The following is a 23,795-nucleotide window of genomic DNA, read 5'->3' as shown; positions in this document are numbered from 1 at the left end:
GGATTCTGTAGTAACCCTTGCGCGCCGCTCTCAGCGACCCCGGAACTGCTGCGCACGCTCTCCGAAAGTTCCAAGATCTCCGCGGACAATTCCCCCCTGGACGATTTCTTCTCCGGCGCGCCGGTGTCCCGCGTACTCGTGACCCTGCGCGAACCCGCGGGAACGAACCGCCTCGCCGGAATCGCGGAGATAGCGGAACGCCCGGCGCTGCGGGCGGCGGCGGAAGCGGCGCAGGACAGGGTGATCGCCTCTCTCGATCCCGAGGAGGTCTCCATTACGCGGACCTTCACCTACCTGTTCGGTTTCGCCGCGGAGACGACCGTTGAGGGCCTCCGGGGACTAATCGAGCGCGAGGAGGTTCTTTCGATCGGCCGGAATCGAGTTCTCGATGCGCATCTCTCCCAGGGGATCCCGCTGATGCGCGCCTCCGCGGTGCGGAGCATCTACGACGGGACGGGCGTTTCGATCGCCATCTGCGACACGGGGATCGACTACACGCACCCGATGCTGGGAAACGGCGGGTTCCCGAACAGCAAGGTGATCGGCGGGTATGACTATGGGAACGGCGACGCGAACCCGATGGATACGCAGGGGCATGGAACCTGCTGCGCCGGGATTGCGGCGGGGACCATCGGCGCCACGGGCGATTACATCGGCGGGGTGGCGCCGAACGCGAGGCTGTACGCGTTGAAGATATCCCCCGACGGTTCCGGGAGCGCCGACGAGGCGGATATGATCAGCGCCTGGGACTGGTGCATCACGCACCAGTATGACAACGCCGCGAACCCGATCGTGATCATCAGCACGAGTTTTGGGGGCGGGAGATACTACTCCGCCTGCGACAGCGCCAGCCCGTTGATGACCGCCGCCGCGGCGAATGCGGCCGCCGCGGGCATCAGCATCTTCGCCTCCTCGGGGAACGAAGGCTACTGCGATTCGATGGGCTGGCCCGCCTGCATCTCGCACGTGAACTCCGTCGGGGCGGTATACGACGCGGCGTTCGGAACGTATTACCCGTGCGTTTCGTCGGCGTCCTGCGCCACGAAATACTCGACCGGCAGCTGCGACACGGGATGGTACGCGGCGGATGCCACCGCGGCCGATCTGGTCACTTCCTACTCTAACACCGCCTCATTCCTGACCCTCTGTGCCCCCTCGAACCGCGCCTCCACGACGGATATCTCAGGCGCGGGGGGGTATGCCTCCGGGGGGTACTACACCTCGTTCGGGGGCACGTCGGCTGCGTGCCCGTACGCCGCGGGCGCCGCGGCGTGCCTGCAGAGCGCCGCGGCGGCTCTCACGGGAGACTTCCTCTCCACGGCAGAGGTCCGGCTGCTGCTGACGGCAAACGGCGATCCGGTGGAGGACGACAAGATCGCGATCACGACGCCGAGGGTGAATCTCCTCGCCGCCGTGGAGGCCATCGCCCCCGCCGCATGGACCTATCCGCTGAAGCTGAATTGCCAGGCGGCGGGTTCGGCTCCGTCGGGGTTTCGGCCGACACCCGAGGTTCCGTTCTACTCGTGGATCCGCTACGGCTGGCTTCCCTGAACCGCGCAACGGCGCGGAGGGGTTGAAGAGGGACGGGCGAGGAGGGCGGCGCCGAGGGCGCCGACGATCTGCGGTTCCGGGGGGATGTCGACGGCGACGCCGAGACGCCGCCCGATGGCGTCCGCGACGCCTCTGTTCTTGGCCACGCCGCCGGTCAGGGTGACCCTGCGGCCCAGGGGGAATCTGCCCGCCATCCCGGCGATCCGATCGGCGACCGCCTCGTGGAGCGCGAGGACGATGTCGCGGCGGGGCATCCGCCGGCTGAGGAGGGAAACCACCTCTGACTCCGCGAAGACGGTGCAGGTGTTGCTGATGCGGAGTCCGCTCGCGCCGCCGCGCCGCGCGCGAAGGCCCTCGTTCCCCATCTCCTCCAGCGGGATCTCGAGCGCCTGCGACATGATCTCGAGAAACCGCCCCGTCCCCGCCGCGCAACGATCGTTCATCACGAAATCCCTGACGAAGCCGTCGCGCACGGAGATGATCTTGGTGTCCTGGCCCCCGATGTCGATGACGGTCTCGGTGCCGGGGAAGAGAAACGAGGCGCCGCGCGCGTGGCAGGTGATCTCGGTAAGCGCCGCAGCCGCGAACGAAACGTTCTTGCGGCCGTAGCCGGTGGCGGCGGCGGCCGCGACGCCGGACGGTTCGAGGCGCGCCGTGCGGAGCGCGCCGCGGAAGGCATCGCGCGCGGCTTTGACGCCGTCCGCCCCGGTCGAAAGGATCGAGAAGGCGAGGATCTCGCCGCCCTTCAGGACGAGCGCCTTCGTGGCGATCGCGCCGGCGTCGATGCCGGCGGTGCAGGGGAACGCCTCGGAGGAGGAACGGGTCGCCCTCCGGGGAAGCGCGGGGCGCGGGGCAGGGGGGGGCGCGCTACTCCTCTTCCTTGTGCTCGTCCCACATCTGCTCGTAGTCGATCTCATCGATTCCGGTCGTCGCCTTGGAGACGTCCGGAGCCCAATCCTTGAGCTCGCGGGGCGAGGTGTCGATCTCCTCCGACCTGAGCACCTCGTAGCTCCTGCCGTCGTCGGTCTTGTAGTTGATCTTCTCCTTCAGGCAGAAGCTCATGACCGCCCTCATCGCGCGCGCGTCGAGTTTCTCGCGGAAGAACTTCTTCTTCTTGCGGCTCCACTTCATCCGGTAGGTCTTGACGAGCTTGTCCTTGACCCGCTCGATGCCGTCGCCCCAGACGAAGATTGTGCCCACGATGCCCCTCCATCCCTGCCTTGGCGCGCCGTACCCCGGTGTAAAAAACCCGGCTTTTCTGGAAGCGGGGGGAAGGTAGCCGAAAGGCGGGGGGGTGTCAAGCGAAAAGTCGCTAAAGACGCCGCGGATCGCGGCGGGGGGGGCGTGCGAGCAACAACCGCGCCTTTATTCGGCGATACAGGGGAACAAGCTGCGCGCCGCGCCGCGCCCCGGCCCGGGGCGCGGAGACCGGAGGTTTCAACGGCGGGGGCGCGGGGGCTCGCCGCGCGCCGCAGGCGCGCGCTGGACGGAGAATCGGCGCCGGGAGGGGACTGCGGCTTTTCCTCGCGCGCGGCGCGGACGGTTCTGCTATCATTGCGTCGACCCTCATCCCGCACGCGGAGCATAGGAAAGTGAAGGACACGTTCACCGCGGAGATCGGCCGTCTTATCCGGCCGATGGAGGAGCTCGGGCCCCTCGTGCCCGACACCACCTTCTTCCTCAAAAACACCGGCAGCTTCGTCTACGCCGAGGGGTATTGGCACCCGCCGGGGGCCTTCTACGGGAAGATCATCGACTACCCATGCGCGGAGGGGACGTTCGAGGTGCACGGCAGGCGCTACGAGCGCCTCACCATGCGCGTGGAGAACGGAACGCGCCTCCTCGTGCCCCACGACGTCCAGCTGCAGATGCAGTATCGCATCGACCCCGGGTTGCAACCGCCTCCCGCGAAGCCGGTCATCACCGGGTACCACCATCCGTTCGAATTGCAGACGATGCAGGGGTGGTTCTGCGGCCACCGGTCGATGGAGGCGGCGATCGAACGGTACCCTGAAACGGGCAGGCGCATCCGCGAACTCGCCGCCCTGTTCGATGTCCCGCTCGAGCGGCTCGGCGTCACCGGCCCGCTCGCCTACGGGTGGGAGGAGGACAGGGCGCTCAACCTCGTCTTCAGCGGGACGCCCGAGGAGAACGCGGAGACCGCGCGCAAGATCAGGCGACTCACCTACACCGATTCGAAACGCCGCATCGTCGAGTACGGGAAGTTCTGGCCCCTCCGCCTCGCCCATGACGGCGTCCCCGTCTGCTGCTTCTTCGTCTACGCGGACCGGGGGAGGATACCGGTGTGCGGGCAGGGGATCGAGCTCGTGCGGGAGCCGGTCGAGGCGTTCGGCACGGTCGTCGACACCCTGCATTCCCTCTACATGCCGCTCGTGCTCCGTCTCGGCGACGCGTACCTCGACGGCGCTCCCGCGGGGGAGATCGATCTGATCATCGCCGACAGCTCGCTGCGCGGGGAGTTCTACCCGAACGAGCGGGTCCATATCACGCGGGGGAGACTCGTGCGGCTCTCCGGGAACGGCGCCTCCGCGGAGGCGATCGTGGCGCTTGACGCCGGCGACATCGAGAAGGAGCGTTTCGTGAAGGGGGTGCCGGCGTTCTAGATCGGGCGCGCGGGCCGGGGCGGTCGGGTGCGGCGGCCCGGAATCAGCGGACGATGCGGCGGATGGCATGCGCGGCGAGGCGTGCCTTGAGAGGAGGTGCGTGATGAAACTGGCGTGGTGCTGTTTGGCGGTCGCCCTGGTCGCGTCCGCCCCGTTCGCGGCCTGTGCCGCCGCGGAGTCCGCCCCGGCGGCGGCTCCGTCCCCCGCGCCGCCCCCGGCGCAGATGGTCCCCCCCTACGCGTACGGGCCGTTCTTCGGCGGGGACGATCCGTGGATGGAACTGCGGATGATGCAGGACCGGATCAACCGCATCATGGAGGAGAGCTTCGGGCGGGTGGCCCCGCGGGCGCCGATGCCGTGGGGGATGCCGGCGCTCGATTTCTCCCCGGATATCGATCTCACCGAGACCGACGCGGCGTACGTGGTCGTCTGCGACCTGCCCGGGATGGAGAAGGACAAGATCGAGGTGACCTTCAAGGACGGGGAGCTCATCATACGCGGCAGCCGCGCGGCCGCGCGGGAGGAGGGGGGGGAGCCCGGCTGGTACGTGCGCGAGCGGAGTTCCGGCGCCTTCGAGCGCATCATCGCCATCGGCGAGGGGGTGAAGGAGGACGCGATCACGGCGGAGTACACAAACGGGGTTCTCACCGTCACGGTGCCGAAGACGGAGTCCGCGGCGAAGCCGGGCAAGAAGATCCTCGTGCTCTGACGGGACCGTTCGGGGACAACAACGCCGCGGCTCACGGCCTGTCCGCGGCTGCCGGCGGGATATGCCCCGACAGGGCGTAGAAGAGCCCGCCCAGCAGCGCGACGACGATGTTCTTCGCCCGGAGCACGAGGGCGATGTTCGCCCCCGCGGCGCGGTCGTAGCCGAGGCGCGTGAAGAAGATCGCGAAGGCGAGCTCCCAGATCCCCGCCGCGCTGGGGGTGACGGGGATGGCGCAGATGAGGAGGATGATCGGGACGACGACCATGATGTCGAGGAATCGTATGTCGAGGCCGAGCGCGCAACAGACGATCCAGGTATTCACGCTCGTGAGGAACTGGAAGACGACGGAGTGGAGGAGGGCGAGGGCGACGACCCGCTTCTCGCTCCTGAACGAGTAGACGGCGTCGTGGAAGGCGAGGAACTTGTCGCGCGCGCGTGAGAGCCTCTTCCCGCGGACGATGCGTCCGGCGCGCTCCACCAGGGGGCGGTTGAAGACCAGGAAGAGGAAGAAACAGAAGCCCGCGATGATGGCGCACATCCCGGGGAGGAGCCCCGCCTCCCGGAGGGTCGCGGTGTTGAGCAGCGTGGCGGCGCCCGCGACGAGGACGAGTCCCGTGAGCCCGGTGAGCCGCTCCATGAAGACCGAGGCGAACGATTCGACCTGGTTGTGGATCTGCCGGCCGAAGATGTAGCTCCGCGCAACGTCGCCGCCGAACATGCTGGGGAGGAAGCTCGAGAAGAAGTAGCCGATCGTGTAGTAGAAGATCAGCAGATGCACCGAAACCCGGATCCCCCGGGCCTCGAGCACCACCTTCCAACGCAGGCAGCTGATCAGCATGCCGAGGTAGGCGGTGGCGAGGATCGGGATGATCCAGACGGGCCGGATGCGGGCGAGCCCCCGGAGCACGTCGTCCGGCCCCACCCACCAGATCACCCCCGCCAACAGGACGATCCCCGCCGCGAGGCGCGCGACGCCCCGGCCGGTGCCGCTGACTGTCGATGCCATAGCGTGCGGATGCCCCCGTATCCCGCGCCGGCGGTCAGGCGAGGAACGGCGCGAGGAGCTCGGCGCTCTCGCGCGCCCGCGCCTTCTCCCGCGCGATGGCGGGGACGAGCCGCGCCCTCAGCTCGTCGCGGCGGACCCAGGTCCTCTCGGTGAGCTCCCAGAGGCGCCGTTCGCTGAAGCCGTCGAACTCCAGGATCTGGTCTTCCATGTCGATCGAGCGCATATAGCCGCGGTTCTTCGGATACGACACGACGCAGCCGACCGGCGTGCCCATCGCGGTGGCGAGGATGAGGCAGTGGGTCCTGAGCGCGATCAGCATCTCCAGGCGCGAGAGGATCTTCGCGATATCGTTGTGGGAGAGATCGCGGTTCGATATGATCGCGGCCCGTTCCGGGCGCGCGAGGGACCGCCGCAACTCCTCGGTGATCTCCAGATCCATCGGCTGTGTCACCACCAGGAGGACGTCCACGCCGAACGAGTCGATCGCCCTGTCGACGACCGCCGCCGCCGCCCTGACGAATGCGCCGCGGTCGATCCCTTTCCTCCCCGGCGGCGTCACGTCGGTGTCGAGATACCGGTTGATGTTGAAGCCGATCGCGGGCCGCCCGCCGGAGAGGATCCCGGTGCGGCGCGCCAGCTCCGCGAGGCGCGCGTCGTCGGAGGGGACGACGTTCAGGGCGCAGTCCGCGCCGAGGCGGAGCTTGTCCTCGAACGGGCCGAGACGCCGGGCGAGGTCGTGGGAGTCGGCGTCGCGCGTGACGACGAGGTCCGCGGCGCGGAGGATGCGGGCGAGAAGGCGTTCGCCGGCGGGGGTCTTCACCGGCCCGAGGCTCATGTTGTAGAGCACCAGCGGGACGCCGCGGCGCCGGGCGAGGGGGAGCGCGAGGGAGAGGGTGAAGAGGTAGTTGTGCGTCGGGTCGTAGAGCCGCCGGTCGAAGAGGATCGCGTCGGTGACGAGGACCAGATCGGCGGAGAGGGTGGCGGCGAAGACGGGGACGCCGAGGATCTTCACGCTCAGGTTCCAGGGCAGCAGCCCCACCGGTTTCACCCGGTACCGCGCATAGGCCCGCCTGACGAAACCGGGGTTGATGGTCGGGACGGCGAAGAGGGTGTCGGGATGACGCGAGGAGACATCCTCGAGGAGTCCGCCCAGTATCGCGGCGTCGCCGGCGTTGCGGCCGGAGAAGTTGCCCAGGACGCAGATCTTTTTCACGTGGCCTCGCCTGTAGTGCGCGGGGGGGGTCAGAGCAGCCCCTGCGCCCGGTACCAGTCCGCGGTGCGTCGGATCCCCTCCGGCATCCCCACACGCGGCGCGTAGCCGAGCTCCCGCTTCGCCTTGGAGATGTCGAATGCGCGGTCCTTTCTGAAGAAGTCAACCCGCCGCCGGAAGATCGGCGGCTCGATGCCGAGCGGGCGGCAGACCTTCTCGCAGAGGAACGCCGCCGCGTAGACGGGGGCGAACGGGATGCGCATGCGGGAGACCGAAACCCCGAGCGCCTCGGCGATCGTCTCGACGAGTTCCCGGAGGGGCGCGTAGCGCGCGCCGCCGAGGATGTAGACGTTGCCCGGCGCGCGCGGGTGCGTGCCGCAGAGGACGATGCCGTCCGTGAGATCGTCGATGTAGGTAAGGTGGTAGTAGGCGTCCCCGCGCCCGATCATCCGGAAGCGCCCCGACTTGATGTGGCGGAACAGCTTGAGGAACCGGAGGTCCCCGGGGCCGTAGATCCCCGTCGGCCTGAAGACGACGCCCGGGAGGCCGCGGGTACGGAAGAAGTCGCGCGCCCGTTCCTCCCCCTCGACCTTCGACTCCTGGTAGGCGTCGCCGGGATTGAACGGGGCATTCTCGTCCGCCGGAATCCGGCTCACGTGGCCGTGCACGCCGACGGTGCTGCAGTGGACGAAACGGCGAGCGCCGCGGGCGCGCGCGGCCTCGAGGATGTTCAGCGTGCCGGCCACGTTCACGGCCCTGAACTCGGCGTCGGGGACCCCCTCCTGGCGGAAGAGGGCGGCGATATGGTAGACGGTCTCGCAGCCGTCGGCCGCCGCGAGGAGGGAGTCCCGGTCCTTCAAGTCTCCGCGGACCACCTCCACGCCCGCCGCCTGGAGCGCCGCGGCCTTTTCCGGCGCGCGCGCGACGGTGCGGACGCGGTAACCGAGCCCGGCCAGCTTCACACAGAGGCGCCCGCCGGTGAATCCGGTGCCGCCCGTCACCAACACGCTCGCAGCCATCCGCACAATCCCTTCCCGCCGCGCTGATTTCGGGATAGTATATACCCTGCAACCGGCCCGAACAATCCAGTTTTCGGGGCATCGGGCTCGCGGGCAGGTGGACGATGAGACGGCTGGGGCATGCGGCGAGAATCGCGGGCGGCTACATCCTCCTTTTCCTCGGGATCATAGGGCTCTTCTTGCCGCTGCTGCAGGGGGTGCTGCTCATCGTCGCCGGCGCGACGATGCTCGGATGGGACCTCGAGAAGATGCGGGAGGCCCGCAGCCGCATCGCGGCGCGGGTCCGCCGATTCGCCGGGAGGAGGCGCCCGCCGTCAGCGGACGGGGATCTGTCCGGTCCCGGAGGGGCATAGGGACGGGGCGAGGGGGTTCGCGAAATGGATATCGCCGTGTTTCGATGGATCAACGGTCACCACAGCAGTTCTCTCGATGTCCTGATGTGGGGATCGAGCGCGGCGGTAGACTTCTTTCTTCTCTGGCTGCTCCTGGGCCTCGCCGTGTGGGCGTTTGACCGGAAGCGGGGCAGGGAGACGCTGCTCGGCCTCCTGATCGCGGTCGCCTTTTCATACCTCTCGGTGGACCTGATCCTGAAGTCGCTCGTCGCGCGCGCGCGGCCGTTCGTCTCGCTCGACGGGGTCCGGCTGCTCCGTGACACCCCCTCCCTCCGGCTCTTCAAGGAGACCTGGTCGTTCCCCTCGGGCCACTGCACCTCGTCCGCGGCGGCCGCCTGGGTCCTTGGCTCGCGCCACCGGCGGCTCCTGCTCCCGGCCGCCCTGCTCGTCGGGCTCGTGGCCTACTCCCGCGTCTACCTCGGGATGCACTACCCGACCGACTGCCTCGCCGGGCTCGCGCTCGGTGCGCTGTGCGGCGCGGGCGCCTGCCGCGCGGCGAGGGCGGTCTCGCGGCAGCCCCGCGTCTCGTCCGGGCCTCGGGATTGACTTCCCCCTCGGGATCGGATACCCTCGTCTTCCGGCGCGGCGGAAGGAATGCGATGGCGGCTATCCCGGCGGGGATCTTCAGGGAATACGATATACGGGGGCTCGTGGGGCGGGATCTCAACGAGCGCACCGTCGCCCTTCTCGGGCGCGGGATCGGGACCCTCCTCGCCCGGAAGGGGATCTTTCGCGTCTCCATCGGGCGGGACGTGCGCCTGAGCTCGAAAGGGTACCGCGACTCCCTTCTCGCCGGGCTCCTCGAAACCGGGATGCGCGTGGCCGATCTCGGGGTGGTGACCACGCCGATGCTCTACTTCTCGCTGTTCACCCTCGATGTCGGCGGGGGGGTGATGATCACCGGAAGCCACAATCCCCCGGACTACAACGGCTTCAAGATCGCCGAGGGCAGGTCCACCATCCACGGGGAGAGGATCCGGGAGGTGCGGGAGGTCATCGAGGCGGGCGATTTCAAAAGCGGCAAGGGCGCCGTCGAGGAGGTGTCGGTGGAGGAGGAGTACCGCCGGGCTCTCGTCGAGCGGGTCTCGATGGGGCCGCGCCCGGTGCGGCTGGCGGTGGACGCGGGGAACGGCGCCGCCGGCCCCACGAGCACGCGGATCCTGCGGGACCTGGGCTGCGAGGTGACGCCCCTCTACTGCGAACCGGACGGCCGTTTCCCGAACCACCACCCCGACCCGACCCTCCCCGCGTCCGTGAAAGACCTCCGGTCGAAGACGCTGGAGGTGAAGGCGGACGCCGGGATCGGATTCGACGGCGACGGGGACCGGATCGGCGTCATCGACGAGAAGGGCGGGATCGTCTGGACGGACATGCTGCTCATCCTCTACGCCCGCGACCTGCTGAAGCGCCGGCCGGGTTCCGCGGTGATCTTCGACGTGAAATGTTCCCACCTGTGCGCGGCCGAGATCGCGAAGGCGGGAGGGGTCCCGGTGATGTGGAAGACCGGGCACTCGCTCATCAAGCAGAAGATGCGCGCGGAGAACGCCCCGCTCGCCGGCGAGATGAGCGGGCACGTCTGCTTCGCGGACAACTACTTCGGCTACGACGACGCGACGTTCGCCGCCTGCCGCCTCGCCCAGATCCTCTCGCGCGAGGATCGCCCCCTCTCCGCGCTCCTCGGCGACATCCCGAAGACCTTCGCCACGCCGGAGATCCGGATCGACTGCCCCGACGACAGGAAGTTCGAGATCGTCGCGGCGCTCAAGGCGCAGCTCGGCGCCCGCTACGACACGCTCGACATCGACGGCGTCCGGGTGCGCTTCGAGGACGGGTGGGGGCTGGTGAGGGCCTCGAACACGCAGCCGGTTCTCGTCCTGCGCTTCGAGGCGGAGACGCAGGAGCGCCTCGACGAGATCAGGGGCATCGTTTTGGAGAAGCTGCGGGAGCATCTTCCGGCCCCGATCTGAACGCCGGCGGCGGAAAGGGGTTCACATGGAACCGGCGATACTCGTGATCGAGTTCAACAGCGTCGCGGGCGGGATCTTCGTCACGGACCTCCTCGTGAAGGAGGCCGCCGTGGAGATCCTCGACTCGCGCACGGTCTGCCCCGGGAAGTACATCGTGACGGTTTCCGGCGACGTCGAGGCGCTCCGCTCCGCGTTCAAGGCGGCGCGGGAATCCGACCTCGGCGAGACGATCACCGAGCAGCACCTCCTCCCCCGCGTCCACCCGCTCGTGGTCGCCGCGGCCGGCGGGGAGACCGGCGCGGCGGGGCAGGGGGCGGTGGGGGTGATCGAGACCTACGGCGTTCCGGCGTGCGTGCGCGCGGCCGACGCGGGCGCGAAGGCGGCCGGCGTCGCGATCGCCGACCTGCGTCTCGCGAACGCACAGGGGGGCAAATCCATCGTCGTCTTCGCCGGGACGCAGCAGGACGTCGAGGAGGCGCTCGCGGCGGGGAAGGCCGCGGCGGAGGAGATGCGGGGGCTCATCAATGCCGTCATCGTCGAGCGCCCGCACGACTGTGTGGCGAGGTTCCTGGAGGCGTAGGGCCTGGAGGCCCGAAAGACAGACAGCGATGGACATCGTCGAGCAGGTGAAACGGTCGGGGGTCGTGGGCGCGGGCGGCGCGGGCTTCCCCGCCTGGAAGAAGCTGAGCGCCCGGGCGGAGTACGTCATCGCCAACGGCTCCGAGTGCGAGCCGCTCATCCGCGTCGACCAGCAGCTGATGACCCGCTACGCCTGCGAGCTCGTGGAGGGGATGCGGCTGGCGATGGAGGCGACCGGGGCGAAGAAGGGGATCATCGCCCTGAAAAACAAGTACCACCGGGCCGTGACCGCGCTCGAGGGGTGCGCGGCGCGCGGCGACATCGCGATCCACCTCCTCGACAACTACTACCCGGCGGGCGACGAGCAGGCGCTGGTCTGCGACGTCACGGGACGGATCGTCCCCGAGGGCGGCATCCCGCTCGACATCGGCGTCGTGGTGCAGAACGTCGGGACGCTCATCAACATCCGGCGCGCGCGGGACGGACGGGCGGTCACGCACCGGTGGCTCACCGTGACGGGGGCGGTGCGGGAGCCCAAGACGATCTGCGTCCCCGTGGGGACCTCGGTCGCGGACGTGCTTCGGGCCGCGGGCGGGCCCCTCGTCGCGCCGTACGCCGTCATCGACGGGGGGCCGATGATGGGCGTCGAGTCGTGCGGGGTGGCGCGCAAGACCACCACCAGTCTCATCGTGCTCCCCGAGGACCACAAGCTCATCCGGTACAAGCGGAAGGATATCGCCTACGACGTGAAGATCGCCCGCTCCGCGTGCGAGGGGTGCCGCTTCTGCACCGATCTCTGCCCCCGGTTTCTCCTCGGGCACACGCTTGAGCCGCACGCCATCATGGGGGCCGTGGCGTACCAGTCGGCCGAGGAGATCGACCCGCGCGTCGTTGCGCAGGCCTACCTCTGCTGCCAGTGCGGCCTCTGCGGGATGTACGCCTGCCCGACGATGCTCTCCCCCGAGCGGATCATCAGGGCGCTCGCCGTCGACCTCAAGAAGGCCGGGGCGAAACCGATCCACCGGCGGCCGCGCCCGACCGCGCTCCCGGAGAGGGACTATCGCCGTTCGCCGGTGCCGGCCCTGGTCGAGCGGTTCGAGCTCGGGGGGTACGAGGCGGAGGCGCCGCTGGTGGACGCGCCGCTCGAGACCGGGTCGGTGCGCATCCCGCTGAAGCAGCACGTCGGGGTCCCGTGCGTGCCGGCGGTGAAGGAGGGGGACCGGGTCAAGGTCGGGGACCTGATCGCGGACGTCCCCGCGGGGGCCCTCGGCGCGCCGCTCCACGCGAGCATCACCGGCGTCGTCTCCGCGGTCGGCCCCGAAGGGATCGAACTGCGCGCCTGACGGGCGGGTCCCCCGACCCCAGCGCGACGACGCCCTCGCCGCTTTTCTCCCCGCAGCCCAGGTCCTGAACCGGACGTTTCCCGGCGAGATCGGCGTCGGGTGTCAGGGGCGAAGGATCTCGCGGTCGTTCGAGTGAACGGGCGCAAGGTCTCGGACCTCCGCGACGTCGCCGAGGCGCCGCGCAGCCCGGGAGGCGGCCTCCGCCGCATCTCGGTCGCTCGAGATCGCCCTCGACGCGGAGGGGTGCGCGGCCGCGGCGGAGAGGATCCTTGCGCGCTACGGGGTGGGGGAGCTGCGCTGGCTGCCGGGGTGCGAAGGCGAAGGCGCGAATCCAGGGCACGCGCCGGCGATTGACTGACCGGTGAGGCGGCCGGATCGCCCCCCGCGTTCAACCGCGGGGTGCGGTCCGGTCCGGGAGGCCCGGGGCGGTCGAGGCGGGGGGGGGCGGCGCATCCACCTCGTCCCGCGGCGGCGTCGTTCCTTCCGGCTTCCCCCCGAACGCCTTCTCCCAGAACCGCTCCGTGTTCGAGAAGCGGGCGGAGACGCGCAAGGCGCGCGGGAGCTCCTCGAAGGAGATCTCCGACTTCAGGCCCTCGTCGAGGTATTCGGCGAGAAGCGCCGAGAGGATCGGTTCGAGCCTGGCACGGAGCGCCTTCGCCTCCGCCGGGCCGGGGAGGGGGAAGACCGCCACCGCGCGGCAACGGTTGCGGTCCTCGATGTCGAGGGCGAGGCCCATCCTGCGGGCGGGGTCGAGCAGGGCGAGGACGAGCGTCGCCCACCCTTTCTCCTTCTCCCGCAGGTAGGCGCTCAACCCCCCCTTCTCGTCGTTCGCGTACCCGTAGGCGTCCCATCCCTTGGGAAGGAGTTCCATCGCGGCCGTGAACGAGGCGCTGCGCGCGATGCCGCCCTTCTCGGCGAGGGCGCCGGCGATGAGCCCCCTGTCCGTGGCGAGGAGGGCGCGCGTGTCGCTCACGTAGTAGGCGGAGAAACGGCCCTTCTTCGCGCGTTCGGCGTTGAAGTAGATGCCGTCATCCGGCGCCGCGCCGGCGCGCACCTCGCAGATGATGGAGAGGACGATGGAGAGGAGGGCGGTCTGGGCGCCCGCGGCCGTTTCACCGTCGCGGATGTTGAGCTGGAACCTCCGATCCCCGTAGGTGAGGTCGAAGCGCCCGGTGCCGGGGAGGAGCGCCGCGTCGAGAAGGAGCCGGTCCCGCCCCTCGTGGTCGCGGGGGAGGAGCGAGAAGCACAGGTCGGAGAAGCGGAAGAGGTTCACGTCGCCCAGCCGCCCCGAATCCCGCTTCTCGCGCGCGCGGGCGACGAGGAAACCGGCGAGCCGGTTGAACACCCACCGCTGCCCCGGGTCGTCTTCCCTGGTCTCCAGGTGCATCAGCAGCACGGCGTCGGCCGGGGCGGAGGCGGGCCCGCCCGCTTGCGCGGACCCGGGTGCGGCGGCGAGGGCGAGGACGCAGGCGAGCGCCGCGCAGACGGCGGGGGCGGAAACGGGACGAGTCGGGACTGTGCCCATGGGGAGCGGGTGCCGTGCGGACCGAAACCCTTATTCCTTGATGGTGGTCAGAGAGGGACGGTTGTCCCGTGCGCCGGGCGGAACGGCGGCCTCCCGCTCCCGCCGCTCGCGCTCCTCGAGGCGCTTCTGAAGGCGGTCCTGGCGATCGCGCTCCTCGAGCTCCTGCGCGGTCATGTAGTACGCCTCCGGCACCCTCTTCTGCCCCACCTGGAAGACGTCCGTGGCGACCGCCTTGGGGAGGTCCGGGGCGGTGACGACGACCGTCTTGCCGTAGTCAAGGAGCCCCTTGCAGATGTTGTAGTAGAGGTTGAGGATGCCGACGCCGAAGCGGGCGGGGTCCTCCTTCGTGAACCGGTCGATTGCCGCGCCGGCGGGGGACGCCGCCGCGACGGCAACCGCGGCGAGAACGACGACGGCCAGGGTGCGCATGGGACCTCCAGGGGACCAGTCCGCGAATCGGCAATCAGGATAGCAGGACCGGGAAGGCGCCGTCAACGCTGTTTTTGGGCGCGCACGGCCCCGCCGGATGAGGGCGTCACCGCCCGTTGCCCGGCGGCCGGGAGCAGGCCGTTGTCCTCGAGATAGTTGCAGAGGAGTTCCGCCATCTTTTTGTGCCCCTGCAGGGTGAAATGACAGCTGTCGACAAAGAGGGAGGAAGGGAGGGCGGCGAAGGCGCCGTGGATATCCAGGACGTGCGCCTGTTCGCGCGCGGCGAACGCCAAAAGGTCCTTGTTGCCCCGTGCGATCTTTGTCAGATATTTTGCCGGGACGCGGTCGTTGCGCAGTATTCGCTCATCGCCGTAAGGCCGGGTCATCAGCACCACCGCGGCGCCATGCCGGCGCGCGGTTTCGACGAACCCGGCCAGGTTCTCGAGGTACTCCTCCGGGGATACCCGGGGGCCGGAGAAGGACTCCCTGCGGAGCAGGCACGGCACCATATACTGTTTCAGAACGAGGTAGAAGCGGTACCTGAGCAATGTTCCCTGGAGCGTGTCGACGAAAGGGATCGCCGAGCTGAACTGCTTGTCAGGGGCTCCCAGCGCCTCCCAGTGGTCGTTCCATCCGAAACTCACGAGGACGAGGTCGGGGGAGTACGTGGCGACCTCCTGCTGAAACCTGCGCAGGCCCTGGTAGGAGGAATAGCCGGCGACGCCGGCATTCACGACCGCAAATTCGCGGACGCCCGGAAGGGATCTCAGGTCGAGGACCGCCTGGAGCTGTTCGGGCCACCCGCCCCTGTCGGGGCCGTCGGTGTTGGAGTCCCCGTAGCAGAAGATGCGGAATTCGTGCGGCCCCTTCACGGGCGGCAACTCCTTCCCCTTGAATCCCTGCGCGTTGTACGGGTATCGGCGGATTGACCGCCAGAATAGGACCGGGTCCGGTTCCCGGGCCTCGTCCTTGGTGATGTGATGGGCGCGCCAGTCCGTCTTCTTCGCCGCCGACTCTACCGTGATGATCGGGCGGTAGTAGCCGAGCACCCCGGTGGCGGTGAGGACCCGTGCGCAAAGCTCAAGCGCCCCTATGAGGAGGAGGATGGAGAGGAGAGAGCTCAGCGCCCCTTTCAGGCGCGACGAACGCAGGAACCGTTTGTTGAGGGAGTCCCAACGCACGAGGCCGGTCGCGCGCGTGAGGGCGAGTATGGCGATGGCGATGACGGCGCCAATGAGTATCCTCTGAACCGCGGGAAACAGTTCGGTGAGCGGCAGCAGCAGCGCGCCGAGGAGCCCGAGGACGAGGCAGATGACGGCGAATAGCATCAGCTCTCCAGGATTGCCTTCTTGGTGATGTTGAAATGGAGCTTCGCCACCCGCGCGAGTCCCTCGACCCCGTGCGCCTTGACGAACTCCCGCGCCTTCCGGGACACGGCGGCCCCGCCCCCCTTCGGGAACTCGGTCTTGAACTCCTCGCCGAGCTTCTTCAGCCGGCTGCAGAACTCGCTCCGGGCGAGCACCGAGGCGGCGGCGACGGCGACGTCGGACTCCGCCTTCGTGCGGAGGACGATCTCGATCTTCTTGCCGCGCTTCATCAGGGCGGGGGTGAGGACGCTCCGCTCCGCGAACTTGTCGAGGATGGCCTTCTTGCAGGCGGTCTTCTTGATGAGCACGTTCTCGAGCGCGCGGGCGTGCCCCCAGGCGAGGAGCCGGTTCAGGTTCCCGATCTTGTCGTAGAGGGCGTTGTACTTCTCGGGGCCGATGGCGACGACGGAGTGCGTCGTCTCGGCGCGGATCGCCTCGGCGAGCTCGTCGATCCTCCTGGCGCCGAGCGTCTTGCTGTCCGCCACGCCGAGGTCGAGCAGCCGGCGCGCGGGCTCCCCGTCGACGTAGACCGCGGCGACGAGGAGGGGCCCGAAATAGTCCCCCTTGCCGCTCTCGTCCACGCCGACGCGCGGCTCGGCGATGGACGGGTCGAGCAGCTCCTCGTAGCCGAGCGACACCTCCTTGAGCACCGCGGGCTCGAGGTAGAACTCTACGAATTCGCGCGCGCCCTTTCCCTGGACGAGGAGCTTGCCGTTCGTGAACGCGGTGACGCTCACGCCGTCCTTGGCGGCCGCGAAACGGGCGTGGGGGACGTCCGGGCGTATCGCGTAGCCGCGCGCGGCGAGATCGCGGCGGACCTGGGCGGCCTGCCGCTCGTTCACGCGGGCGATGTACGTCGTCTCGGAACGTTTGGTGAGCATGAGGACGGGCGCTGTCGAGGCGCGGGATCGAACGGTCAGGACGTCGATTTCATCAGAAGGTCCACAGGTACATCGGTTTCGGGGCGCAGGCCTCCAGCAGCCCGTCCCAGAATCCCGCCGCGGGCGACACCGTCCGCGACGAGGCGCTGAACAGGTCCCTGAACGAAAACAGTTTCTCGTAACGGACGAGGCGGGGCTCCCGCACGCCGGCAAGCGACGCCGCCGCATCGAGCGCGTCCTCGCGGTACCCGATGCCGTCGATCAGCCCCGCCTTGAGCGCCTCGGGGGCGAGAAAGAGCCGCCCGTCGGCGATCGTTTCCATCCGCTGCATGTCCAGGTTGCGCTCCCGCATCACGATGCCCGCGAAACGACGGAAGACGCCGTCCGCGATCCCCTGCAGCAGCCGCTCCTCCTCCGGCGTGAGGGGGCGGGTGGGGGAGAGGATGTCCTTCATCCTCCCTTTCTTGATGACGACCTCGCGCACGCCGATCTTCTCCAGGAGCCCCTCGAGATTGACGCCGTGCATGATGACGCCGATGCTCCCGGTGATCGTCGTGGGCTGCGCGATGATGCGGCTTCCGCCGACGGCGACGTAGTACGCCCCCGAGGCGGCGACGTCCTTGAGGTGGCAGACGACCGGCTTCCCCTTCTCCCGCAGGGCGCGGACCTCGTGGTAGAGGAGATCGCTGTCGCCGACGCCCCCGCCCGGGCTGTCGATCTCCAGGATCACCGCCCTGACGTCGTTGTCGCGCTCGGCCTTCTTGAGCTGGGCGATGACGGCGGGGACCGTGTTCCTGCCGCCGATGAGCGGGTCTCCGTAGCCCCGCCCGATCACGCCGGCGAGCGAAATGAGCGCCACCTTCCGGTCCCCCTTCCCCTCGACGGTCAGCTCGCGGAACCTGAGCGTCTCGTCGTCGGAGGAGGCCTTCTCGCCCACCAGGAGGACGAGCAGCCCGGCGTTCAAGAGGACGCTCCCGGCGAGCGCCGCGACGAGCACGGCCAGCCCGATCCATTTCAGCACCCTGCCCGCACGGCCTACCACGGTTCCCTCCCCTCGCCGAAACTGTATAGCCATTTTAGTATGATCGGCTCCGGGCGTCAAGGGCGCAGCCGGGGCACTTTCCCCGGTGTGTCGATTGCAGGCCATTGCCCGCGGAAGGATCGCTTCATCGGGTCATTCCGGCGAACGCTGGAATCCGGACGGATGACGGGATGAAATCATTCTCCTGCACGGGGGGATTCCAGTTGTGGATTCCGGCATCCCGTTGCGATTCAACCTGTCCCATCGGTTGACCACTGAAAACCGGGAAATGTCCCGCGCAGCCGGCACGGGGAGCGGCGGGAGGGGGGAATGTGCCGTTCGTGCATCGGATGTTGGGGGATGGCGGGGGGGGTTGCAGGAGGGGGGGCGAGGTGTATAATGACGCGTTGCGGAAGAGCCGTTCTGAAAGGGAACGATATGCGGAGAGGGCTGTTATGTGCCGCCGCAGGACTGATCGCGCTATCGCTCCTGCTCTTCCTGCTGCTTCCGGTCGAGTTCTTGAAGCTCGAGGATGGCGTTCTTGAGCCCGCCCCCGCGGCGGACGCGCAGGGCCCCCGCACGACGACCATCGTGCGGGGGGATTTGACCGAGTACACGCAGTGCGTCATCCCGCCGGGGAGTTCGCTCGTCTTCCCGCTCGTTTTTCCATTTCCCCCCTGGTACCAGTTCCACGTCTCGTTTTCCGCCGTTCCCGTCGGGGCGCAAAGAGCTTCGCTTCGCGTGGAGGCGCGCTCACCGGAGGACGGAGACCCGCGGGTCCTATTCTCCTGCCGTGGCGTGAAGGGGGGGCAGGAGGTCTGCATCCCCCTCTCGTTCTTCTCCAGGAGGATCGCCCTCTCGTTCCACGCGCCCGAGGGGATTGTGTTGCGGAATCTTCGCATTGTCCCCGTCCCGCTGATCCCGATGGCCGCCGGACTGGCCATCCTGTATGTCGCCGCCCTGTGTGGTTTGCGGCCGCGGGCGGCGCCGGCGTCTGTCTCTTCGCGCGGAAGGAGGTTCGTCTTCGGGCTTGTGCTGCTCGGAATGATGGCGCTCTTTGTGGGTGGCGCGGTCGAGGCGTTCATGCGGCTGGTCCCCTCGCGATGCCCGAACTCCGTCCAACAGCGGATCAGAAGCCACCCACTGCAGCGCCGGCGGCATATGCGGATGAACAACAGCAACAGATACGACGCGGAGCTCGGGTTCACCCGGGTGCCGCACTTCAGGATGGACTATGTCTTCTCCGACGGCGATCTGTTCCATCTCGGGCTGACGGGACTCAAGGGGTGTACGCCGCCGCAGCGGATCGCCGCAGACTGGGACGCCGAGGGGTTCCGCGTCGCGGCGGGCGGCGGCGGGCCGCCGGATATCGTGTTCCTGGGGGATTCGTTCATCGAGGCCTCGAATGCGGCGGTGCCGCTGTGCGACGTGGTGCAGGAGTCGACCGGCACGCCGTGCGCGAATCTCGGCCTCTCGGGAACGGGGACGACGCAGCAGAGGATCATCCTGGAGCGATACGGCTTCCGCAGGGATCCCCGGCTGGTTGTGCATATCCTCTACGAGGCCAACGACCTGTCCGAGAACATCGCCTTCGAGAAGTTCCGCCGCGGCGGGCTCTGCGACGGAAGCATCCTCTGGGGCCAGGTGTATCTTCCGGCCCCGATGGGGTTCTCATACACTCCCCTCGACGAGCTGCGCGTGCTGAAGCTGATCCCCCGGGATCCTGTGCGTCCATTGCCCGGATACGTTTCTCGCGAATCGAGCGGCGACGGGGGGGGCGAGGGGGCATCCGGCGGCGCCGAGCGGAATTCCGTCGCGGCGGCGCTGAACGACATCGAACTCCCGTCGCTGGGCCCCGGGGTGCGTATCGCGCTGTGCCCCCACTCCCTTCGCATGCTCGCAAGCAGCATCCGCACCGAGTGGCCCCGGGAGGGATGGGAGATCGCACAGCGTGAATTCCTGACGGCGCGGGACGAGTGCAGGAAGCGGGGGATCGCGTATGTCGTCTGCTTCATGCCGTCGAAGGACCGCGTCTACCTGCCGCACATGCTGCACTCCGCGGGGAGGGAGAAAACAGAACGACTGTTCCAGGCGCTCGTCCGGGATCTCGGCGAGGATATCCTCGGGAAGGTGGAACGGGAGATGGTCGAGAAGAGAAGGATGTTCGGGGAATTCGCCGCCAGGAATGGCATCCCGTACATCGATCTATGTCCCGTCCTCGAGAAGGCCTCCGGGTCGCTCCCGCTCCTCTACTACTGCAACGACACGCATCCGAGTCCGCGGGGGCACAGGGTCGTCGGGGAGGCGATCGCCCGGTGGATGGAAGAGCATATGCCGGGATTCCGTTCCACGCACCGTGCGGCGGAGCGACACAGGCGCCCGTGACGTCGGCGCCGTTGGCGGCGCGGTCGAGGGGCGAAGGGCCCGATGAACCGGCGGGTGGGGTAGCGAGGGTATCTCTTGTGCGGCCGGTTTCCCTCCTGTTGGCCGCCACCCTGAGAGGGGGGCGTTTGACGCCCCCCGGGCCCCGTCGTCTATATCCTGGGCATGAACGGCCCGGTCACCCCCCCCGCGCGGTGCGCACCCTCGTTCTCGAGGAGTCGATGCGCGCCCGCGTGGGGCATATCGGGTCGGCGCTTTCGATCGCGGAGATCGCCGCGGTCCTCTTCGGGGAAACGATGCGGCTGCCGGGCACCGACGACCCCTCCCGGGACCGGTTCATACTCCCGAAAGGCACGCGGAGCTCGCCCTGTATGCGGCCCTCCACCTGGAAGACATCCTCTCCCGCGCGGAGCTGTACGCGCAAGCGCGCAAAGAGGTGGAGGCCGCCTCGTGAGAAAACAGTTGGCGGCGATCCTGTGCCGGCTCGCGGAACGGGGCCCGGCTGGTGCAGGATCATCTGAGCGGCATGTTCCCGGTGAAATACCGATGGCCGGTCTTCGCCCTGGACGCCACGCCGCTCGGGGACTGCCGCGCCATCATCGACGAGGAGGGCAAGATCCGCGCCCGGGCGCCGAAGGTGAGCAAGTGCAGGCATATGCCGCTCGATTTCAGCGACGACGACCGGCGCGAGCGCAATGGCCTTTTCGAGGTCCTTCCTCCCCGGGTCCCATTTCCCCATCTTGAGACGCAGGGATCCAAGCTCGAACCAGGCGTCGGCGTTGGTGGGGTTTTTTCGAGTGCCAGCGCGAACATCCGTTCGGCTTCACGGAAGCGGATTTGCCCCCCCTGAGCAAACGTCCCCTCTCAAAACATGACGCATCGTCCCCCGCCGTGAGTCTTTCCGCCTCGATTCGAATGTTTTCCCACAACAGACGGGCGCATGTATGGACTCTGAGACTCGCGATGCGCGGTTTTGAACCGCCGACAGAGATATCGTCGTACGGTTGAAGATCCCTACTGTCGTTGATGCCCATCATCGCCATGACCATGTGGGGGGCGCAACTGCGGAGGTTGGCCTCCAGGTGCTCAAGTATGTACGAGGTTTGGACGCAGGGGACTCCCTTGTTGATCACGCTGATCTTCACGCTCAGACCCGCGTTGTTGAGAATCTCTTCAAGTTGAAGGGGATAGGAGTTTTCGCCCCCCAGGGCCGTGGTGGATTCTCCAAGGCAGATGATCCGGAATTCGCCCTTCTGGGTGAGCGAGGCCCTATTGCGGCGGTCCTGGAGGTGGAGAAAGACACGCCCTGCTGCGCGCAGTTTGATCTAAAGAAGGAGCAACGAGAGGCAGATGCCGAGGAGGACAGCGGCTGTCCTCGCGCGCGGGGTGGAGGCGTGTCGCGGAGATGCTGCGTGACCCATGACGTCGCTCACCGATGTGCGATGCTTACCTGTCGAGCAGGAGCCACTCGGGCGGGGGGGGGATCTGGTCGGGGCGGATCTCCTTCTTGGCCACGACGCAGCGCTCCAGCACCAAATAGTCCATGTCGGTCGTGGCGAAGCAGCGGTACGCCTGGTCGGGCGTGAGGACGATCGGCTCGCCGCGGACGTTGAAGGATGTGTTGATGATGACAGGGACGCCGGTGAGCTTCCCGAACTCCGCGATGATGTCGTAGTAGCGGGGATTGGAATCGCGCCGCACCGTCTGGGGGCGGGCGGTGTGGTCGGCGTGCGTGACCGCGGGGATGACCGACCGCTTGTCCGGCCTGACCTCCCCCACGATCAGCATATACGGGGCGTCCGTGCAGCCGAGGTCGAAGTAGTCGCCCGCCTTCTCGACGAGCACCGCCGGGGCGAACGGCCTGAACTGCTCGCGGTGCTTGATCTTCTCGTTCAGGATGTCCTTCATCTCGGCCGTGCGCGGGTCGGCGAGGATCGAGCGCGCCCCGAGAGCCCGGGGGCCGAACTCCATCCTGCCGTTGAAAAGGCCGACGACGTTCTTCTCCGCGATGAGGCCGGCGACGACGCGCGGAAGCTCCTCGGCGGAATACTCCGTGTAGGGGATCCCCTGTTTGTCGAGCCAGTCCCTGATCGACGCCTCGCTGAACGACGGCCCCAGGTACGCCTGATCCATCACCCAGTTCCGCGGATTGCCGAGGACCGTGTTGTAGACGTAGAGGGCGGCGCCGATCGCCGCGCCGGAGTCTCCCGCGCCGGGCTGGATCCAGATATCCTTGAACGGCGTCCTCCGGAGGACCTCGCCGTTGGCGACGCAGTTGAGGGCCACCCCCCCCGCCATGCAGAGACGGTCCATCCCCGTCTCGCGGTGGAGGAACTCGGCCGTCTTCAGCATCGCCTCCTCGGTGACCTCCTGGATGCTGTGGGCGATGTCGGCGAAGCGCTGGCACTCCCGCGCCCAGCCGTCGTCCCACCCGGGCAGGTCTTTTGCCGGGAAGAGGCGCTCGGTGTAGAAGACCGACTCGGGCGGGCGCGGCGGGCCGAACAGATCGATGAACTTCCGGGTGAGGTTCCGGAGCTTGTAATGGTAGGCGAAGTAGTCCATGTCCAGCCGGAAACTCCCGTCGTCGTTGATCTCGACGAGCTCGCGGATCTTGTCCGCGTAACGGGGGGTCCCGTACGGCGCCATCCCCATCACCTTGTACTCCCCGTCGTTGACCCGGAAGCCGAGGTAGCCGGTGAAGGCGCTGTAGAGGAGGCCGAGGGAGTGGGGGAAGTTGATCTCGTGCGTGAGTTCGACCCGGTTGCCCCGCCCGATGCCGTACGAGGCGGTGTTCCACTCGCCGACGCCGTCGATCGTAAAGATCGCCGCCTCCTCGAACGGGGAGCAGAGGAAACAGGACGCCGCGTGGGAGAGGTGGTGGTCGGTGTAGAGGATCTCCCCCTCGTAGCCGGTCTCCTTCCTGATCACCGACGGGATATGCATCTTCTCCCTGAGCCATATCGGCATCGCCGTGACAAACGACCGGTAGGAGCGCGGCCAGGTGGCGAGGTAGGAGAGGATGAGCCGCTCCATCTTGACGAACGGCTTCTCGTAGAAGACGACGTAGTCGAGGTCGGCCATCCTCACGCCGCCGAATTTCAGGCAGAAATCGATCGCCTGCTTCGGGAAGCCCGAGTCGTGCTTCTTCCTGCTGAATCACTCCTCCTCCACCGCCGCGACGATCCTTCCGTCCAGACAGAGGGCCGCCGCGGAGTCGTGGTAGAAGCAGGATATGCCGAGTATCTTCATGGATCTGCAGTCCGGCCGGCGCCGTCTAGAACTGCCTCCGCAGGGTTTCGATCGTGTCGCGGGTGCGGCGGCGCGGGCGCCACGCGCCCGGCGCGCGCAACCGGAGGAAGTCCCGCCCCGCCAGCCGCGCGATGACCGCGGTCACGGCGACGACCGTGAAGTAGACCAGCGTGAGGATGACGACGGTCTGGGCGTGTCCGATCCGCGTTGCGACGCGGAGCCACCATCTCCTGACCGCGTCGAGGGCCCGCTCGATCGGCTCGGGGAATCGCCTCCGTTGCCAGACGAGGAGGGAGAGGGCGGCCACCGTGGACAGGAATGCAACGACGATCTTCAGTCTCAGGTTCAACGGAGATGCCCCGGGGCGATCAGAACAGGGTGTAGATGAACGGCAGGACCGCCGACCCCTCCGTCACGAAGACGAGGATGCTCAGAAGAACCAGGACGATAAGGATCGGCGCGATCCACCACATCTTGGTCTCCTTGAGGAACAGCCATAACTCCTTCAGCAGTTCACGCATATCGTCACTATAGCACAGGG

General features: G+C 68.1%; 21 protein-coding genes and 2 pseudogenes. 10 read left to right on the top strand and 13 right to left on the bottom strand.

The genetic code is table 11. The features are described from left to right. Positions 1 to 123: 123 nt before the first annotated feature. Positions 124 to 1,551: a S8 family serine peptidase gene (locus GXY35_09635; GenBank protein NLW94837.1), complete on the top strand. Its 1,428-nt coding sequence runs from the start codon at positions 124 to 126 to the stop codon at positions 1,549 to 1,551. On the opposite strand, the gene GXY35_09630 is transcribed toward GXY35_09635, so the two are convergent. Together GXY35_09630 and GXY35_09625 are read right to left on the bottom strand one after the other, a co-directional pair. Continuing rightward, on the bottom strand, positions 1,533 to 2,468 hold the full coding sequence (locus tag GXY35_09630; GenBank protein ID NLW94836.1) for a 2-hydroxyglutaryl-CoA dehydratase: 936 nt from the start codon (positions 2,466 to 2,468) through the stop codon (positions 1,533 to 1,535). The two genes, GXY35_09635 and GXY35_09630, sit on opposite strands and share 19 nt — an antisense overlap. Next, on the bottom strand, positions 2,419 to 2,751 hold the full coding sequence (locus GXY35_09625; GenBank protein ID NLW94835.1) for a hypothetical protein: 333 nt from the start codon (positions 2,749 to 2,751) through the stop codon (positions 2,419 to 2,421). The genes GXY35_09630 and GXY35_09625 overlap by 50 nt, the downstream gene beginning before the upstream one ends. Before the next feature lie 392 nt (positions 2,752 to 3,143). Here GXY35_09625 and GXY35_09620 point away from each other — a divergent pair, with 392 nt between their 5' ends. Beyond that, positions 3,144 to 4,175 carry a hypothetical protein gene (locus GXY35_09620; protein ID NLW94834.1) on the top strand — a complete coding sequence of 344 codons (1,032 nt, stop codon included), beginning with the start codon at positions 3,144 to 3,146 and terminating at the stop codon, positions 4,173 to 4,175. Between the two features lie 103 nt (positions 4,176 to 4,278). Next, the gene (locus tag GXY35_09615; protein NLW94833.1) at positions 4,279 to 4,884 is read left to right on the top strand and encodes an Hsp20/alpha crystallin family protein; all 606 of its coding nucleotides are present in this window, start codon (positions 4,279 to 4,281) and stop codon (positions 4,882 to 4,884) included. A 31-nt stretch (positions 4,885 to 4,915) separates the two neighbouring features. On the opposite strand, the gene GXY35_09610 is transcribed toward GXY35_09615, so the two are convergent. Genes GXY35_09610 through GXY35_09600 form a run of 3 tightly spaced genes read right to left on the bottom strand, consistent with a single transcriptional unit; the run spans position 4,916 to position 8,119 of the window. Beyond that, positions 4,916 to 5,890, bottom strand: coding sequence for a flippase-like domain-containing protein (locus tag GXY35_09610; GenBank protein ID NLW94832.1), 975 nt, complete (start codon positions 5,888 to 5,890; stop codon positions 4,916 to 4,918). Positions 5,891 to 5,924: 34 nt separating this feature from the next. Next, entirely contained in the window at positions 5,925 to 7,103 is a 1,179-nt protein-coding gene (locus GXY35_09605; GenBank protein NLW94831.1) for a hypothetical protein, read from the bottom strand. A 29-nt stretch (positions 7,104 to 7,132) separates the two neighbouring features. Continuing rightward, complete coding sequence (locus tag GXY35_09600) at positions 7,133 to 8,119, bottom strand: NAD-dependent epimerase/dehydratase family protein (GenBank protein NLW94830.1); 987 nt, start codon at positions 8,117 to 8,119, stop codon at positions 7,133 to 7,135. Positions 8,120 to 8,223: 104 nt separating this feature from the next. On the opposite strand from GXY35_09600, the gene GXY35_09595 reads away from it, so the two are divergent. Genes GXY35_09595 through GXY35_09575 form a run of 5 tightly spaced genes read left to right on the top strand, consistent with a single transcriptional unit; the run spans position 8,224 to position 12,400 of the window. After that, complete coding sequence (locus GXY35_09595) at positions 8,224 to 8,472, top strand: hypothetical protein (GenBank protein ID NLW94829.1); 249 nt, start codon at positions 8,224 to 8,226, stop codon at positions 8,470 to 8,472. A 24-nt stretch (positions 8,473 to 8,496) separates the two neighbouring features. Beyond that, positions 8,497 to 9,057: a phosphatase PAP2 family protein gene (locus GXY35_09590; GenBank protein ID NLW94828.1), complete on the top strand. Its 561-nt coding sequence runs from the start codon at positions 8,497 to 8,499 to the stop codon at positions 9,055 to 9,057. Between the two features lie 53 nt (positions 9,058 to 9,110). Then, positions 9,111 to 10,478: a phosphomannomutase/phosphoglucomutase gene (locus GXY35_09585; protein NLW94827.1), complete on the top strand. Its 1,368-nt coding sequence runs from the start codon at positions 9,111 to 9,113 to the stop codon at positions 10,476 to 10,478. A gap of 25 nt (positions 10,479 to 10,503) precedes the next feature. Continuing rightward, entirely contained in the window at positions 10,504 to 11,058 is a 555-nt protein-coding gene (locus GXY35_09580; GenBank protein NLW94826.1) for a BMC domain-containing protein, read from the top strand. A 28-nt stretch (positions 11,059 to 11,086) separates the two neighbouring features. Continuing rightward, positions 11,087 to 12,400 (top strand): electron transport complex protein RnfC, encoded by a 1,314-nt coding sequence (locus GXY35_09575; GenBank protein ID NLW94825.1) that lies wholly within the window; start codon positions 11,087 to 11,089, stop codon positions 12,398 to 12,400. A 388-nt stretch (positions 12,401 to 12,788) separates the two neighbouring features. On the opposite strand, the gene GXY35_09570 is transcribed toward GXY35_09575, so the two are convergent. The 5 genes from GXY35_09570 to sppA form a co-directional block, all read right to left on the bottom strand. Continuing rightward, positions 12,789 to 13,925, bottom strand: a complete 1,137-nt coding sequence (locus GXY35_09570) for a hypothetical protein (protein NLW94824.1) — start codon at positions 13,923 to 13,925, stop codon at positions 12,789 to 12,791. Positions 13,926 to 13,955: 30 nt separating this feature from the next. Further along, on the bottom strand, positions 13,956 to 14,354 hold the full coding sequence (locus GXY35_09565; protein ID NLW94823.1) for a hypothetical protein: 399 nt from the start codon (positions 14,352 to 14,354) through the stop codon (positions 13,956 to 13,958). Positions 14,355 to 14,416: 62 nt separating this feature from the next. Beyond that, on the bottom strand, positions 14,417 to 15,682 hold the full coding sequence (locus GXY35_09560; protein NLW94822.1) for an SGNH/GDSL hydrolase family protein: 1,266 nt from the start codon (positions 15,680 to 15,682) through the stop codon (positions 14,417 to 14,419). Beyond that, on the bottom strand, positions 15,682 to 16,602 hold the full coding sequence (locus GXY35_09555) for a ribonuclease HIII (GenBank protein ID NLW94821.1): 921 nt from the start codon (positions 16,600 to 16,602) through the stop codon (positions 15,682 to 15,684). Before GXY35_09555 ends, GXY35_09560 begins: the two co-directional genes overlap by 1 nt. Before the next feature lie 52 nt (positions 16,603 to 16,654). Further along, the gene (gene sppA / locus GXY35_09550) at positions 16,655 to 17,644 is read right to left on the bottom strand and encodes a signal peptide peptidase SppA (protein ID NLW94820.1); all 990 of its coding nucleotides are present in this window, start codon (positions 17,642 to 17,644) and stop codon (positions 16,655 to 16,657) included. Positions 17,645 to 19,830: 2,186 nt separating this feature from the next. Between sppA and GXY35_09545 the strand changes: the two are divergent. Both GXY35_09545 and GXY35_09540 read left to right on the top strand, forming a co-directional pair. Next, positions 19,831 to 20,459 (top strand): annotated as a pseudogene (locus GXY35_09545) (hypothetical protein). Between the two features lie 72 nt (positions 20,460 to 20,531). After that, positions 20,532 to 20,855 carry a hypothetical protein gene (locus tag GXY35_09540; protein NLW94819.1) on the top strand — a complete coding sequence of 108 codons (324 nt, stop codon included), beginning with the start codon at positions 20,532 to 20,534 and terminating at the stop codon, positions 20,853 to 20,855. A 596-nt stretch (positions 20,856 to 21,451) separates the two neighbouring features. Here GXY35_09540 and GXY35_09535 read toward each other — a convergent pair. The 3 genes and pseudogenes from GXY35_09535 to GXY35_09525 form a co-directional block, all read right to left on the bottom strand. Continuing rightward, a pseudogene (locus GXY35_09535) lies at positions 21,452 to 23,254 on the bottom strand (carbamoyltransferase). Between the two features lie 25 nt (positions 23,255 to 23,279). Beyond that, a complete protein-coding gene (locus GXY35_09530) occupies positions 23,280 to 23,603 on the bottom strand; it encodes a hypothetical protein (protein ID NLW94818.1) in 324 nt (107 codons plus the stop codon). Positions 23,604 to 23,622: 19 nt separating this feature from the next. Then, complete coding sequence (locus tag GXY35_09525; protein ID NLW94817.1) at positions 23,623 to 23,775, bottom strand: hypothetical protein; 153 nt, start codon at positions 23,773 to 23,775, stop codon at positions 23,623 to 23,625. Positions 23,776 to 23,795: the final 20 nt, after the last annotated feature.

Source organism: Chlamydiota bacterium (genome assembly GCA_012729785.1).
Classification (GTDB): Bacteria; Auribacterota; Tritonobacteria; order UBA1439; family UBA1439; genus UBA1439.
Note: the sequence above shows the minus strand (reverse complement) of the source record. Positions and strands in the feature narration are given on the sequence as shown.